The sequence below is a fragment of the Ochrobactrum chromiisoli genome (assembly GCF_026241335.1).
In the GTDB taxonomy this organism is placed as follows: Bacteria; Pseudomonadota; Alphaproteobacteria; order Rhizobiales; family Rhizobiaceae; genus Brucella; species Brucella chromiisoli.
Map to the genome: position 1 here is coordinate 118,873 of NZ_JAPHAV010000001.1, position 15,915 is coordinate 134,787.

Genomic DNA, 15,915 nt, shown 5'->3' on the forward strand with positions numbered 1-15,915 from the left:
TCACTCCTATTTTCCTTGCGGCATCCACCAGCCCGTCCGCGCACCGATATGCATGTTGAGCGTCTTGGTTTCGGTATAGTCCTCCACCGCATGACGGCCCAGTTCGCGGCCGAGACCCGACTGGCGATAACCGCCAAAAGGCAATTCCGGCGTGCCATCCATGAAAGTGTTCATCCAGACCGTACCAGCCCGCACCTTGCGGCCAATGTTCATGCAGGTGTCGAAATCGCGGCTCCACACGCCAGCCGACAAGCCATAATCAACCGCATTGGCAATCGAAATTGCCTCATCCACCGTATCAAAAGACAGCACCGACAGAACCGGCCCGAATACTTCTTCACGCGCAACGGCCATGTCGGCTTTCACACCCGCAATGATGGTCGGTCCCATATATTGGCCAAGGCCGAGATCCAGCACATCCCCGCCATGGGCAATGGCAGCACCCGCCTTTTTAGCCTGTTCGACATAGGCGCCAACCTTGCTCAGATGCTGTGGCGTGATAATCGCGCCCACCTGCGTGTTGACATCCAACGGATCACCGACGATAACTTTCTTCGACAGATCAGCGACCCGACCGACAATCTCATCGACAATTGAGCGATGCACGATCAGTCGCGAACCGGCATTGCAACACTCGCCCGCATTGAACCATGCGCCGAACACGGCCGCATCGATAAAGGCATCCATATCCGCATCCGGGAACAGGATTTGCGGATTCTTACCACCAAGCTCCAGCGATACTTTCTTGAGCGTCTGCGCCGCATTGGCCATGGTCAGCTTTCCAACACCTGTGGAGCCTGTGAACGACACCATATCCACTTCCGGATGCGTGCTCATATGCTGGCCGACATCAGCGCCCGTTCCGGTGATGATGTTGACGACACCGTCAGGGACGCCTGCTTCGGCCAGAATTTCGCCGAGTAACAATGTTGATCCGGAAGTCAGCTCCGAAGGTTTTACGACTGCCGTGCAGCCCGCGGCCAATGCAAATGGCAGCTTCTGGCCCACGATCAGGAACGGGAAATTCCACGGCGTAATGATCGACACAACACCAATCGCCTCGCGCAGCACGACACCCAACGTGCCATCACCCAAATTGTTGTAGCTTTCACCGTGCAGATCGCGCGCAAGCGCTGCCGCATAGCGCCAGATGTCAACGGAGCCGGCAATTTCGCCGCGCACCTGAGAGATGGGTTTGCCCGCTTCAATCGCATCGAGATAGGCGAGTTCTTCCGCCCGTGTTTCAATCAGATCAGCGGCTTTCAGCAAGATCAGCGAACGCTGCGATGCCGTTTTTGACGACCAGCGCCCGTCATCGAAAGCCTTACGCGCGCTCGTAACCGCGCGTTCCACATCTGCCTTGTTGCCAGCCGGATAGCGGCTCACCGTGACGCCATGGCCGGGCGCTACACGTTCAAGTGTCTCGCCGCTTTGACTGCCAACCCATTTGCCATCGATCAGCATCGAGAATTCGCGAACTTCAAGCCCGTTCAGCGGCTGTGGTTTAACGACTACGCTCATCACCATTTTCCTTCAAAATTCGCTTCGCGCTTTTCGGTAAACGAGCGCACGCCTTCTTTCAGATCGTCGGTCTTGGCGACAAGAATGGACCCCAGCGCCTCGACTGCCGTGCCATTATCCTCACCATTGGCGACCGACAGCATCAGTTTGGAAATTTCCAGCGCAGCCGGTCCGCGTTTTGCCACCCGCGTCGCATAGTCTTGCGCGGCTTTTAACGCCTCGCCCGTCTCCACCACAGCATCGACCAACCCGTGCGACAGCGCTTCCTCGGCCGTGAACATTTCGCCCCCCAGCACCATACGGCGCACAATCTGCGCACCAAAGCGGCGCACGAGGCGCTGCGTGCCCGACCAGCCGGGGATCATGCCGAGCGATGTTTCCGGCAGGCCGATTTTTGCCTGACGCTCAGCAATGCGGATATCGGCAGCACCCGCCAGTTCCAGACCGCCACCCAAAGCATGACCATTCATCGCTGCAATCAGCGGCACACGCAAAGTCGCAAGCCGCTCGAACACACGATGCCCATAGCGCACCCATGCATGACCGAATTCTTGCGGTTCCATGCCGCCCCAAGCTTTGATGTCGCCGCCTGCCGAAAAGGCCTTGCCTTCGCCAGTCAGGATCGCAACCCGCACGGAGCCATCGGCTTCCACCTGATCACAGGCCGCAGACAATTCCTGCAAAAGCTCAATATCAAACGCATTAAGCTTTTCGGGCCGCTTGATAAGCATGACTGCGATGTGGTTCTCGATTTTAATCTCAATCCGTTGAGCCATTTAAGCCTCCAGCTTTCGTGCAGGCTTTTGCGGCAATTCAAGCCCTATCGGCTCGTCACGAAACAGTGCCTCATCCATGCGTTTAAGCTGATCCGAAACAATCAGCGGAAACTCAGCCTGATCGAGAATATGCGTCTGCAAATCCACACCCGGCGCGATCTCGGTGAGCACAATGCCTTCTGGCGTGAGCTTTAAAACCGCGCGCTCGGTGACATAGGTAATGTCCTGCCCCTGCTCGACACTGCGCGCACCGGAGAAAGTAACATGCTCAACCTCATTAACGAACTTTTTGAGCTTCCCTTCCTTCTCGATCACCAGCTTACCGTCAGCGACCGACAATTTCGCCCCTGCATTGAACATGCCGGAGAAGACGATCTTCCTGGCCCTTGCAGTAATATCAACAAAACCGCCAGCACCAGCCGTCACATGCGGACGGAATGACAGCTTCGACACATTGACCGAGCCATCGCGTCCGATCTCAAGGAAGGACAGAAGTGAGGCATCAAACCCCGCGCCCTGAAAATAGGTGAACTGATAAGGTGACGGCATATAAGCATCCGCATTGGACGCACAGCCAAAAGCAAAGTCGAGAAGCGGCACGCCGCCAACTGCACCCTGCTCAATCACCCAGGTAACGGCACCATGCAGCCCTTCTTCCAACAGAATGCGCGGTACATTGGCGGAAATGCCGAAGCCGAGATTGACCGCACTTCCGGCCTGTAACTCCTGTGCGACACGCCGCGCAATCGCCTTCTGAATATTGAACTCGGCCAAGCGGAACGTATCGAGCGGACGGAAAATTTCGCCTGAAATTGCCGGATCATAAAGTGTCTGTGTTGTCTGCTTCTGATCGGGATCAACCACGATATAATCAACCAGAATGCCCGGCACGCGCACATCATGCGGTTTCAGCGTGCCCTCCTTGGCGATACGCTTCACCTGCGCAATGACGATGCCGCCATTGTTACGCGCAGCCAGCGCCTGATCCAGCCCACCAAGATATGCGCCCTCATGTTCATAGGTGAGATTGCCGCGTTCATCCGCAGTGGTGGCGCGGAGGATCGTCACATGCGGCACGATATTGGGAAAATACAGCCAGTCTTCGCCTTCAAAACTGACCTGCTTGACCACCGGCTCTTCACGCGCCTTGTCGTTCATTGCTGATCCCTGACGTTTGGGATCAACGAAAGTATCAAGCCCCACTTTGGTCAGTACACCAGGGCGCTTGGCAGCTGCCTCACGATGCATGTCGAACAGAATGCCCGACGGAATATTATAGGCGGGAATCTCGTTATTGGTGATCATCTGCCAGATCAGCGGCGGTTCGGCGCTGGACGGTCCTGAGGGATAAGAACCGCCGATGATCTTTTTCAAAAGCCCCTTTTTGGCGATGTAATCAACGCCCTTGATGCCGCTCATATCGCCCGCAGCGATCGGGTGCAGTGTGGTGATATTTTGCGGGTGGCCGGTTTCATCAAACCGCTCGCCAATCGCTTTCAGCATCATATCGGGACAGCCGAGGCCACTGGATGAAGAAACAGAAACGACAGCACTGTCGGGAATAAGCGATGCTGCTTCCGCAAATGAAATATGTTTGCTCATAATTTTCAAAGTCCTGAATGAACAGCGGTTGCCTTGCCGGTCTTTGCAGCCTCAAGCACGGCGAGCCCGGTCGCCAGCGACCAGATGCCATCCTCCAGAGTTGCGGAAGGCTGGCCTTTGCCTGCAATGGCATTATGGAAAGCCTGTAAGGCCGTTTCGTAGAGATTCTTCTGGTCGAGCGGCAATTCGTGCTCGCCATTTTGATCACGCAGAATGACGGTCCCCACAGGCTTCTGCGTCATGACATTGCGTGCAATGAGCGAGCCTTCACGCCCATGCACTTCAAAGCCGGTTTCCGCATATTTGGTGGTGAAAGCATCGTGGAACTGGGCAATCGCGCCAGATGGAAAACGCAAAACGCCCATCACGCCATCTTCCAGCCCTTCGCCGCTTAAACCGCCCTGCTGGTTGAAAGCCAAAGCTTCGACCGGGTTTTCACCCAGCACAAAACGCAATGTATCGACATCATGCACGGTAATATCGAGGATCACACCGCCGCCCGCATCGGGCCGTTCAATGCGCCAGCCCTGCAAATGCGGCGGCAGATAAACCGCGTGAAAAACCCGCGCGCCGAGCACCTTGCCGATCTTGCCTTGAGCAATCGCATCACGCATGGCGCGGTGGCTTGCAGCATTGCGCAAGTGATGATTGGTGGCTGCCACCACACCAGCCTCACGCACGGCGTCTAGCATCTGATGCGCGTCGCCAATCGTCAGCGCCAGCGGCTTTTCACAGAGGATATGCTTACCCGCTTGTGCTGCTGCAATCGCCTGATCGCGGTGCAGTTCATTGGTGGTGGAGATATAGACAGCGTCAATTTCAGGATCATTCAACAGCGCATCAAGGCTTGTTACAGAGCGGGCAATCCCATTCTCACGGGCATAGGCCTCGCCACGTGTAGCATTGGTGCTGTAAACGGAAACAACTTCGCCACCAGTCGCGCGAATGGCACTGATGACCCATTCTTTTGCAATGGTGCTTGCGCCTATAAGGCCCCACTTTGCCATGCGAATTTCTCCTCCTTTTTAGACTGCGTACCGCAACTTGCACGCACCGCAAGACGCACCGACAAGCGCTGCGCCTCCGCCTCCACCCGTTCTGAATTGATCTGTTTCAGCAAAAGCTGCGCCGCACGTTCTCCCAGACCTTGCGGATCAACAGCCACAGTTGTCAGTGCCGGAACAGCGGTCTTTGCTTCGATCACATCGTCAAAACCAACCACCCCGAAATCGCGGCCCGGTTCCAGATTTGCGGCACGCAAACCATCGCAAACGCCAAAAGCTACAGCATCATTGAAACACACTGCTGCCGTCGGTTTCGTGCTCTGCCGCAACATGCGCTCAACTGCTTCCACACCGCCAGCCCGCGAGGGTGCTGAGGTAAAGACCAGCGCATCATCAAACACCAAGCCCGCCTGCTCAAGTCCCGCACGATAGCCCGCAACTCTTTCGCTAAAAACAGCCGTGTCCGCATAGCCGCCCATGAAAGCAATGATGCGATGGCCCAGTGAGAAAAGATGCTCGACCGCCTTTGCCACGCCACCACGATTATCCGAAACAATCGACGACACACCAGATCCCGGCACATCGCGCACCATCTGCACAACCGGAAGGCCGCTTTTTGCCAATGGTTTCAGATCACCAGCCTCGGTGCCGCGGGCAGGCGAAACGATCAGCCCCGCAATGCCATGCTCGCGCATCGAGGCAATCACCTCGCGCTGGCGATCAATGCTTTCCGCCGTATTGGCGAGAAACTGCACATAGCCTGCCGACTGCATGACACGATCAACACCCACCGCAAGCTCGGCAAAAAAGCTGTTGGTCAGATCATTGACCACAAGCCCGATGATCTTCGATTTCGACTGCCGGAGATTGGCCGCCGAGCGGTTATAAACATAGCCGAGCTTGTCGATTGCTTCCTGAACTTTTGCGCGGGTCTCAGCACGCACCAGCGGACTGTCACGCAGAACAAGCGACACGGTTGACTTCGACACGCCAGCCTCGCGTGCAATATCAATGACCGTAATGCTGCTCTTGCTCATGCCAAACTCCTGTTCCCATCATTTAATTGGAACGTTCCAAATTTGTCAACGATTTTAAACCACACCTGATTGAGCGCGAAACAAAGCTGAAAATGCTGCGGAAAAATCAAAAAATGCGATCAATTTTCGACTTTCCCGTAAAATAGATGCCCATTTTTCGCATTTCACAAATTATCCGCCATTAAGACATAATCGCGCCTTATTTAATCCCGTCTTGATATTTGGAACGATCTAAATTATTCATGTCGTCGTGGAGTTGGAGGATTGACATGAGTGCATTATCGGAAAACGTGCTATCCCTACCCTTTGCAGACGGAAGCGTAAAAGCCTATCACTTGCGTGGCACCCCGACACCGCGCCCCGCCTCTCCTCCGAAATTCAATCGCATCGCTTATGCGGCAGCACATGTGGTTTCAGACCCGCTCAGAGACAGCACGCCATGGAATGCTCCGGCGATTGACTGGGATGCGACCATGGCTTTCCGCCATCACCTCTGGAGCCTTGGCTTTCAGATCGCGGAAGCAATGGACACATCACAGCGCGGCATGGGCCTCAACTGGGCTGGTGCACAGGAACTCATCCGCCGCTCGCTCACAGAAAGCAAAACCGTGAGTGGCGCCGATCTGGCATCCGGCGCAGGCACCGATCATCTTGATCCGGCGGAGGCAAAAAGCCTTGATGATGTGATTAAAGCCTATGAAACACAGGCTGAATTCATCGAAAAACATGGCGGTCGTTTCATTCTCATGGCCAGCCGCGCGCTCGCCCACATTGCCCGTTCACCCAACGATTACATCAGGGTTTACAACCACATCCTCACAAACGCGCGCGAAAAAGTGGTCCTGCACTGGCTGGGCGATATGTTCGACCCACAGCTTAAAGGTTATTGGGGTTCGGACAGGTTTGAAGACGCACTTGATACAGTCATCGGCATTATAGAAACCAATAGCGACAAAGTAGAAGGCATCAAAATTTCACTGCTCGAAGAACGCTATGAGATCGCGCTGCGCAACCGCCTGCCGGATGGCGTTCTGTGTTTTACGGGCGATGATTTCAATTACGCACCATTGATCGAAGGTGATGGCAACAAGCACAGCCATGCGCTGCTTGGGATTTTTGATGCGGTTGCACCACAGGCTTCAAGCGCCCTTACCGCCCTTGCCAAGGGTAACAATGCAGGCTTCCGCGCGATCATCGAACCGACCGTGCCCCTATCGCGCAAAATTTTTGAAGCCCCCACACAATATTACAAGGCAGGCGTTGTATTCCTCGCCTGGCTCAATGGGCATCAGACCCATTTTACCATGCCTGCCGGGATGCAATCAGCCCGTGGCATCCTGCATTATGCGGAGATTTTCCGCCTGGCAGATCAGGCCAATGTTCTCGACCAGCCCGGCCTTGCAATCCAACGCATGAAAAATCTGCTTACTTTGCATGGCATAGAATAGAGACAATCAAAGACTTATAAAGCTTTATAAAAAAACACCTTCCTCATACAAAAATGCCATGGCGCATCCAAAGCGATGTGTGATCACGCACGTCCTCACTTCCCAATATACGGCCAGCTATAAGATAAATATTTAAATCAATAATGCTTGATTTTTATCCCAGCATCTCACTAGAATAAATTAAGTCTTTATTAAGTATTGCATACATTTAAATTATAAAATTCTAAATGAGAGCTGTATATTCCATGTCAAAATATAAGTTAATACTAAAATCAACAATAATTATGACAATCAGTTCTCAAGCCTGGGCTGACGCTCCTCTTTATGAAGTTCACGGTTCTTTCGGAGGATCACGCGCTGATGCAGTCACCATATCTGCGGACGGCAAAACATTTGGCGTAAGGCGAATGTCAGCAAGTGGTGCGTATGACAAATCTTTTGTCATTACCCCGGATGGTATAACCGATCTTGGGTCCCTTGATGGCTCTGGCGAAACCGCAATTCATGTGATTTCGGCAAACGGACGTGCTGCAATCGGCAGCAGTTCTGTCAGTGCCACACAAACAAACGCATTCTGGTGGACACGGGATACAGGCATGCGCAACATTGGCACGCTGGGGGGAAATACATCCTATACCACCGGGGTTTCAGCCAATGGCGATGTTGTCATTGGCAACAGTTCTCTCGCCGATAATGCCGAGACCAATGCGTTTCGCTGGACACTTCAGGATGGCATAACCGGTCTTGGCACGCTGGGTGGAATATCGTCCTTCTCCAACGCTATTTCCGCTGATGGCACCACCCTTGTTGGCTATAGCACAACCCAAACATTGCAAACAAAAGCATTTCGATGGACACAAGCCACGGGCATGGTCAGTCTTGAGACACTGGGCGGCAATAATTCAACCGCACGCGGCGTTTCAGCGGATGGATCCGTAATCGTCGGTGCCAGTGATACCGCCGATCATCAGCAACATGCTTTTCGCTGGACGGCAGAGACCGGCATGGTTGATCTCAATGCGCAGGGAAATATACAAAACAGCATTGCTGACTTGGTTTCCGCAGATGGAAAAGTTGTGATCGGCACAGCGACTATAGACAGCGGCTATGATCAGGCTTTTCGCTGGACATCGGAAACTGGCATGATGAGTTTGGGCTCACTGGGTGGTGAGATTTCACATGCTCTTGGCATGACCAGCAATGGCAAAGCGGTGACTGGTTACAGCTACACAGATACAATGGCGATGCGCGCTTTCCGGTGGACGGAAAATGACGGCATGATTGATCTGGGAACAATTGGCGGGGACAATGCCATTGCCTATGATATTTCTGATGATGGCAGCGTTATAGTTGGGACGGCCCAAACCGCTCAGGGTGAACTTCACGCGACATTATGGAAACTACCGGCAATCAATCCCGGAACGGATGAAGAGACGGATCCCGAGACAAATCCGACAAATCCCGGAACTGATCCTGATCCTGGGACGACACCAACAAATCCGGGAACCGATCCTGATCCTGGGCCGACACCGGGTGAAAATCATGGCGCTGGGCCGACACCAAACTCTCCATCAGCCGAGCCCGTGACCAAACCCACAGTCATCGATGTCGATCACACCGTTGCGACCGTGTTAAAGCTGGCATTCAGCGGCTTTTCCGCCATGGAAGCGCAGCGCCTGACGCTGAATAAATTGCAGGGCACCTGCAATGTGGATCGTGCCGGCCAGACCTGTTATTCGCAGTTCACAGACATCAGTGGTTTTGGCGATCAGCGCGATTTACTGACAGGTTTCACGCTCGCACACGGCTTTACCGATAGTTTCTCGGCAGGCGCCACCATCGCCCATTCTTTCTGGCAAGAACAGCCGGACGGTTTTGACACAGCACACGACAATTTCGGTGGCGGTATTTATGCGCAATGGAAACAAAAAACGGCAAATGGCGCGTGGTATGTGCGCGCAAGCCTTGCTGCAAACCGTTACGACACAGATATAACCCGCCCGCTCCTTCCCTTTACAGAAGCGGGAACCGGCACAACACGCCTGCAAGGCTGGAGCACAGCGCTTGAAATCGGACGCACCGACAATCTCAGCGTGAACAATGCAGCGTTCGGCTATTATGGTGGTCTGCGTTACAGCGATATTTCCATGGATGGATACACGGAAAACAATGTGCTGTTCCCGTTCACCTACAGCACGATGAAATATCAGCTCACAACGGCTTATGCAGGCGCCAATTACAGCATGCCGCTCAGCGATCGGTTCCGGTGGTCCGTCAATGGTGAGATCGAACAGGATATCGCGCACAAAGACCCGGAATTTGATGCGCACGCAGATTATATCGGCGCGCTGGTATATGGTTCGGACTTTGCCCATATGCGCGGTTCCGCATCAACAAGCCTCAGCTATGCGGTCAATAAATCAGTCGGTCTTTCATTAACGCCCTATATCATGCGCACCGCATCGCGCGAAAATGCTTATGGAGCGACGGTGCGAATATTCGGAGAATTTTGAGAAACTTAAAGCATGTCGCGGAAAAGTGGGAACCGGTTTTCCGATAACGACATGCGTGAAGAAAAAACCATGTCGCGGAAAAGTGGACACCGGTTTTCTGATAACGACATGCGTGAAGAAAAAAACCATGTCGCGGAAAAGTGGACACCGGTTTTCTGATAACGACATGCGTGAAGAAAAAAACCATGTCGCGGAAAGTGGGCACCGGTTTTCTGATAACGACATGCGTGAAGAAAAACACAGAGAGCCTTTCCAAGGATTCAGTCTAAACAGGAAATACTCCGAACCCTCGCGGCACGTTATGCCGCGAGCGTTTAATCAGGCCGCGTGTTAGCGCCAGCCCAGTGCCGGTGCAACATGCTTGAGGATCGCTTCGATCACATGGGCATTGTATGCAACGCCGAGCTGGTTCGGCACGGTCAGAAGCAGGGTATCGGCTTCGGCAATCGCTTCATCCTTTTGCAACTCTTTGATAAGCGCATCGGGCTCTGCGGCATAGGAACGGCCGAAGATGGCGCGCGTGTTCTCATCAAGATAGCCGATGGAATCCTGCTCTTTGCTCCCGCCACCGAAATAAGCCCGGTCGCGGTCATCAACCAGCGCAAAGATGCTGCGGCTCACCGAAACGCGTGGCGTGGTTGTATGGCCTGCTTCTTTCCATGCTTCGCGATAAGCACGGATTTGCGCTGCCTGCTGAACATGGAACGGCTCACCCGTTTCATCATCCTTCAGCGTCGAGCTTTGCAGGTTCATGCCAAGTTTTGCGGCCCAACGTGCTGTGGCATTGGAACCGGCACCCCACCAGATTCGATCCCGCAAACCTTCCGAATGCGGTTCAAGACGCAGCAGGCCGGGAGGGTTCGGAAACATCGGACGCGGGTTGGGCTGTGCAAAGCCTTCGCCTTTGAGCGCGCCCAAAAACACTTCCGCATGCTGGCGGCCCATATCGGCATCGCTTGTGCCTTCATCCGGCTTATAGCCAAAATAACGCCAGCCATCGATCACCTGTTCAGGCGATCCGCGGCTCAGCCCAAGCTGCAATCGGCCCTGCGCAATGAGATCGGCAGCACCGGCATCTTCAGCCATATAGAACGGGTTTTCATAGCGCATATCGATCACGGCAGTGCCGATCTCAATCTTGCTGGTTTTGGCACCCACGGCTGCAAGCAATGGAAATGGCGAAGCAAGCTGGCGCGCAAAATGGTGCACGCGGAAATAAGCGCCGTCTGCGCCCAGCTCTTCAGCGGCAACCGCCAGATCGATGGATTGCAGAAGCGCGTCACCCGCTGAACGGGTTCCCGACTGCGGAGAAGGCGACCAATGGCCGAATGAAAGAAAGCCTATCTTTTTCATGACGATTGTCCTTGCGTGCGAGGAAGCACTTTTCATCTGTTTTGTCAGAATATGGCACCGGGCGATAGTCATTGAAAGGCCGCTGAACACTGTGTTCATGAAACGGAATATAACGCGCGCAAGCCGGGCTGTGATGACAACACGTTGACAGTCTATTCGGACCGGATTAAGCCTCAAAAGACGCGGTTAAGCCCTTCAATCCGGGGAACCGGATATTGAGCCTATGCCGACAGACGACGCACCAAAACAGGGGAGATTTTCATGCGTTCTATGCTTCTGGCCTTGCTGGCCGCAACGGCCATCGCAACGCACGCGCAGGCCAAAGACGTAACGGTTGCCGTTACGGCCATTGTTGAGCATCCGGCACTGGATGCGGCACGCGATGGCGTCAAGGATGCGCTGGCAGAGGCCGGCTTCAAGGAAGGCGAAAATCTGACATTCGTCTATCAGTCCGCGCAGGGCAATCCGGCAACCGCCGCACAGATCGCACGGCAGTTCGTGGGGGACGCGCCGGATGTAATCGTTCCGATTTCCACGCCTTCGGCACAGGCCGTTGTTTCCGCCACCCGTGATATTCCGATTGTCTTCACCGCTGTTTCTGATCCGGTCGGCGCACAGCTCGTCAAGGATATGGCAAAACCGGGTGGCAATGTCACCGGCCTTTCCGACATGTCGCCGGTTGTCGAACACATCAAGCTCATCAAGGAAGTGATGCCGAACATCAAGAAGCTCGGCTATCTCTATAATTCCGGTGAAACCAACTCCGTTTCGCTTCTGGCAGCACTGAAAGAAGCGGCTGCGGCTGAAGGCATTGAAGTGGTTGAATCGGCTGCAACCAAGTCGGCAGAAGTTCAGGGTGCAGCCCGCGCGCTCGTTGGTCGTGCAGATGCGATGTATGTGCCAACCGACAACACCATCGTTTCAGCGCTTGAAAGTGCGGTCGGTGTTGCTGAAGAAAGCAAGCTGCCGCTCTTCACCGCAGATACGGATTCGGTCAAGCGCGGCGCACTCGCCGCTCTCGGCTTCAACTATTACGACGTTGGCAAACAGACCGGCGCTGTGGTTGTAAAAATCCTCAACGGCGAAAAGCCGGGCGATATTCCTGTCGACATCGCAAAAGGCACCGACCTCGTCATCAATCTTTCTGCTGCAAAGAAGATGGGCGTCGAGTTCCCACAGGCTGTTATCGACCGCGCAACCAGCAAGGTCGAATAATTGCAATTTCTATTGTAAGGAAAAGGGCGGGACGATCTCCCGCCCTTTTCTTTTAAACATGTTTCACATCTGTTGAGCTTTTAAAATGCCCGCCATCCGTATCCTTCCCGCTGATGACAATACCAATGGCTGGAGCAGGATATTGCCTGCGCGCGCACCACGCCCTGCCCTCAAAGGCCACATCAAAGCCGACTGGATCGTGCTGGGTGCAGGCTATGCCGGTGTCGCGGCAGCAAGACGGCTTGCCGAAAACCGGCCCAATGATCACATTGCACTGGTTGATGCACAGGAAGTGGGAAAAGGCACGTCGGGCCGGGCGGCAGGTTTTGCCATTGATCTGCCGCATAATGTCAGCTCATCCATGGAGGAACTGGCCAAGTCGCACAGCTACCGCGCACTGGCACGCGCGGCAATCGATCACCTCAAACAGCAGATTGACCAGCATGGCATCGACTGCGACTGGCGGCAGGATGGCAAGTTTCACGCCGCCGTTTCCGATCAGGGGATGCGCAAAGTTCTGGAGCCGACAGTCAAGGAGCTTGAGCGTCTTAACGAGCCCTTTGATTGGCTCGAAGGCAATGCTTTGACCAAACGGCTCGGCACCAGCCATTTCAAAGCAGCGATCTTCACCTATGGCACCGCGCTTTTAAATCCGGCCGCTCTGGTGCGTGGCCTTGCAGACAGCCTGCCCGCAAATGTCACGCTTTATGAAAACTCTGCTGTCACCAAAATCGACTATGGTGATCGCATCCTCATTACCACGGCAGAGGGCCGGCTTCAGGCCCGCGCCATGATCCTGACGGTCAATGGGTTTGGTGAACAGTTTGGCTTTTTCAGACATAAGCTACTGAACTTCGCAGCCCATGCGAGCCTCAGCCGTCCACTTGATGATCAGGAATACAAGGCCATAGGCGAAGTCGCACCGTGGGGCCTGACGCCTGCCAATTCTTTTGCCGGGATCACCATGCGCCTGACTTCTGATCGGCGCATTCTGGTGCGGCAGAACGTGCATTTCTGCCCGTCGCTGCGCCAGTCGAATGCGCAGCGTGAAACAATCAAGCGCGAGCACAAGCGGCTTTTTGATCAACGTTTCCCGATGCTGGCCAATGTCGATATGCAACACACCTGGACGGGTTTTATTTGCCTGTCGCGCAACGGTGCACCGGGTTTTGGCCAGATCGCCAAAAATATTTACACCTCACTCTGCCAGAATGGAGTCGGCATCACCAAGGGTACGATTGGCGGCATCCTTGCAGCCGACATGGCCTGCGATCTCGACAATCCGCTGATCGACGACATGTTAAAACTTGGAAATCCAAGCGGGTTGCCACCGCGCCCATTCCTCGATATCGGCGTCCGCGCGCGTTTTGCCTGGGAGTTGTGGCGAGCGCGCGGCGAAGTCTGACCCGCAAATAGCTCGAAAAATGTTGTAACCCGCCCACAGAACGCGGCTTTTCAGCGCTTTTTCAGCGATAATGCTTGCTTGTTGAAACTTTTGAGTTGTATCCGCAAAAAGAGTTAGCCAGAACAAGCGCAATCAATGCAATTGCGCATGCAAAACCGGGGGATGGTTCCACAAGGCTTTCGCTTCAAGGAACAAACTCAAATCAAAACCGGTCGTGATTGAAGCAGACCTTCCAGGCGGTCTTTGGCAAATGCCAGAACCTCCAGAAGGCCGGTAATGATATGGCGCTGAAAAGCTGCCCTATCATCTTCGATGACGGCAAAGAACAAGGAATCGCAATGTGAGTCAGATCGCCTTCTGGGGCGCGGTCGAACTGGGCCTCGTCTTTTCTTTTGTCGCCATTGGCGTCTATCTGGCTTTCCGCGTGCTCGATTTCCCCGATCTGACCGTGGATGGCTCGTTTCCGCTCGGTGCGGCGGTCACGGGCGTTCTGATCCTTGCTGGCTGGAATCCATGGCTGTCTGCTGGTGTTGCAATGATTGCAGGCTCGATTGCCGGTCTTGTAACAGCAACGCTGAATGTGCGCTTCAAGATCCTTAATCTGCTCGCTTCCATTCTGACGATGATTGCGCTGTTCTCGGTCAATCTGCGCATTATGGGCCGTCCAAACATTGCACTCATCAATCAGGATACAATGCTGTCTCCGTTTTTCGGTCACGGCATTCCTGAATATTATGTGCGCCCGGCCTTCCTGTTTGTGCTGGTTGCCATCGCAGTGTTCCTGGTCTGGCGCTTTCTCGAAAGTGACATGGGCCTTGCCATGCGCGCAACCGGTGCCAATCCGAGAATGGCGCGTGCGCAGGGCGTGCGCACCGATCGCCAGATTTACCTCGGCATGGCACTCTCCAATGCGCTCGTAGCGCTTGGTGGCTCGCTTTTTGCCCAGACAAACGGCTTTGCAGACGTCACCTCCGGCGTCGGCACCATTGTGGTTGGCCTTGCCGCTGTGATCATCGGTGAAACCTTGCTGCGCTCGCGCCTCATCCTTGTCATTCTCATTGGCTGTGTTTTGGGATCGATCATCTACCGTATCGCCATCCAGCTCGCACTTTCCAATGGCAGCATCGTCGGACTTCAGGCTTCCGACCTCAATATCGCAACAGCGCTTCTTGTTACATTCGCCCTGATCTTGCCGCGCCTGCGCCGTGGAGGAGCATCATCATGATTGAAGTATCCAATCTGGACGTTATTTTCGGCCGTGGAACACCGCTGGAAAAGCAGGTGCTCAACAAGATCAATCTGACTATGGATCGCGGTTCATTTGTAACCGTGATTGGCTCCAATGGCGCTGGCAAATCCACACTGCTAGGCGTTCTTGCTGGCGATGTCATTCCGACAGCCGGTAAAGTTGAGATCAGCGGACAGGATGTTACACGCAAATCCACCGCTGAGCGCGCCGGTCTTGTGGCGCGCGTGTTTCAGGATCCGCTTGCAGGCAGCTGCGGCACGCTGACGATTGAAGAAAACCTGGCGCTGGCGGCATCGCGTGGAGCACGTCGTGGTCTCACCCATGCGCTTCATGCCAAGCGGCGCGACTGGTTTCGTGAACGCGTGGCAAGCCTCAATTTGGGCCTCGAAAGCCGTATGCAGGATCGTATGGAGCTGCTCTCGGGCGGCCAGCGTCAGGCGCTTTCGCTCATCATGGCAACACTGGCCGGCTCGGAAGTGCTGCTGCTGGACGAACATACGGCAGCGCTTGATCCAGGCATGGCGGAATTTGTGATGGAGCTGACCCGCACGCTGATTGCTGAAAACAAGTTGACGGCACTCATGGTCACCCATTCCATGCGTCAGGCGCTTGATTATGGCGACCGCACCATCATGCTGCATGGCGGCAAGATTTTGCTCGACGTCACCGGCGATAAACGCAAGACGCTTGGCGTGGAAGACCTGATCGACATGTTCCGCAAAGTGCGTGGGCAGACACTCGATGACGATGCTTTGCTGATCGAATAACATTACAAACAGCTTTGTTTCACAG

General features: G+C 54.4%; 12 protein-coding genes. 6 read left to right on the top strand and 6 right to left on the bottom strand.

Features of this window, described 5'->3' with window-relative positions; genetic code table 11:
* Nucleotides 1–6 precede the first annotated feature (6 nt).
* From OPR82_RS00615 to OPR82_RS00635, 5 genes are read right to left on the bottom strand one after another with little or no spacing between them, the layout of a single operon-like run.
* Nucleotides 7–1,527: an aldehyde dehydrogenase family protein gene (locus OPR82_RS00615; RefSeq protein WP_265982414.1), complete on the bottom strand. Its 1,521-nt coding sequence runs from the start codon at nucleotides 1,525–1,527 to the stop codon at nucleotides 7–9.
* Nucleotides 1,521–2,297 (bottom strand): enoyl-CoA hydratase/isomerase family protein, encoded by a 777-nt coding sequence (locus OPR82_RS00620; RefSeq protein ID WP_265982415.1) that lies wholly within the window; start codon nucleotides 2,295–2,297, stop codon nucleotides 1,521–1,523. Before OPR82_RS00620 ends, OPR82_RS00615 begins: the two co-directional genes overlap by 7 nt.
* On the bottom strand, nucleotides 2,298–3,899 hold the full coding sequence (locus OPR82_RS00625) for an acyl CoA:acetate/3-ketoacid CoA transferase (RefSeq protein ID WP_265982416.1): 1,602 nt from the start codon (nucleotides 3,897–3,899) through the stop codon (nucleotides 2,298–2,300).
* A 5-nt stretch (nucleotides 3,900–3,904) separates the two neighbouring features.
* A complete protein-coding gene (locus tag OPR82_RS00630) occupies nucleotides 3,905–4,906 on the bottom strand; it encodes a Gfo/Idh/MocA family protein (RefSeq protein WP_265982417.1) in 1,002 nt (333 codons plus the stop codon).
* The gene (locus OPR82_RS00635; protein WP_265982418.1) at nucleotides 4,885–5,940 is read right to left on the bottom strand and encodes a LacI family DNA-binding transcriptional regulator; all 1,056 of its coding nucleotides are present in this window, start codon (nucleotides 5,938–5,940) and stop codon (nucleotides 4,885–4,887) included. The genes OPR82_RS00630 and OPR82_RS00635 overlap by 22 nt, the downstream gene beginning before the upstream one ends.
* 269 nt (nucleotides 5,941–6,209) lie before the next feature.
* On the opposite strand from OPR82_RS00635, the gene OPR82_RS00640 reads away from it, so the two are divergent.
* Together OPR82_RS00640 and OPR82_RS00645 are read left to right on the top strand one after the other, a co-directional pair.
* Nucleotides 6,210–7,388: a dihydrodipicolinate synthase family protein gene (locus OPR82_RS00640; protein ID WP_265982419.1), complete on the top strand. Its 1,179-nt coding sequence runs from the start codon at nucleotides 6,210–6,212 to the stop codon at nucleotides 7,386–7,388.
* A 407-nt stretch (nucleotides 7,389–7,795) separates the two neighbouring features.
* Nucleotides 7,796–9,901: an autotransporter domain-containing protein gene (locus tag OPR82_RS00645; RefSeq protein WP_265982420.1), complete on the top strand. Its 2,106-nt coding sequence runs from the start codon at nucleotides 7,796–7,798 to the stop codon at nucleotides 9,899–9,901.
* Between the two features lie 330 nt (nucleotides 9,902–10,231).
* Here the strand turns inward: OPR82_RS00645 and OPR82_RS00650 are convergent, their stop codons facing one another.
* Nucleotides 10,232–11,254 (bottom strand): LLM class flavin-dependent oxidoreductase, encoded by a 1,023-nt coding sequence (locus tag OPR82_RS00650; protein WP_265982421.1) that lies wholly within the window; start codon nucleotides 11,252–11,254, stop codon nucleotides 10,232–10,234.
* A 261-nt stretch (nucleotides 11,255–11,515) separates the two neighbouring features.
* Here OPR82_RS00650 and OPR82_RS00655 point away from each other — a divergent pair, with 261 nt between their 5' ends.
* From OPR82_RS00655 to OPR82_RS00670, 4 genes are all read left to right on the top strand, one after another.
* Nucleotides 11,516–12,469, top strand: coding sequence for an ABC transporter substrate-binding protein (locus tag OPR82_RS00655; protein WP_265982422.1), 954 nt, complete (start codon nucleotides 11,516–11,518; stop codon nucleotides 12,467–12,469).
* An 85-nt stretch (nucleotides 12,470–12,554) separates the two neighbouring features.
* Complete coding sequence (locus tag OPR82_RS00660) at nucleotides 12,555–13,874, top strand: NAD(P)/FAD-dependent oxidoreductase (RefSeq protein ID WP_265982423.1); 1,320 nt, start codon at nucleotides 12,555–12,557, stop codon at nucleotides 13,872–13,874.
* 340 nt (nucleotides 13,875–14,214) lie between these two features.
* Complete coding sequence (locus tag OPR82_RS00665) at nucleotides 14,215–15,099, top strand: ABC transporter permease (RefSeq protein WP_265982424.1); 885 nt, start codon at nucleotides 14,215–14,217, stop codon at nucleotides 15,097–15,099.
* Nucleotides 15,096–15,890 carry an ABC transporter ATP-binding protein gene (locus OPR82_RS00670; RefSeq protein WP_265982425.1) on the top strand — a complete coding sequence of 265 codons (795 nt, stop codon included), beginning with the start codon at nucleotides 15,096–15,098 and terminating at the stop codon, nucleotides 15,888–15,890. Before OPR82_RS00665 ends, OPR82_RS00670 begins: the two co-directional genes overlap by 4 nt.
* Nucleotides 15,891–15,915: the final 25 nt, after the last annotated feature.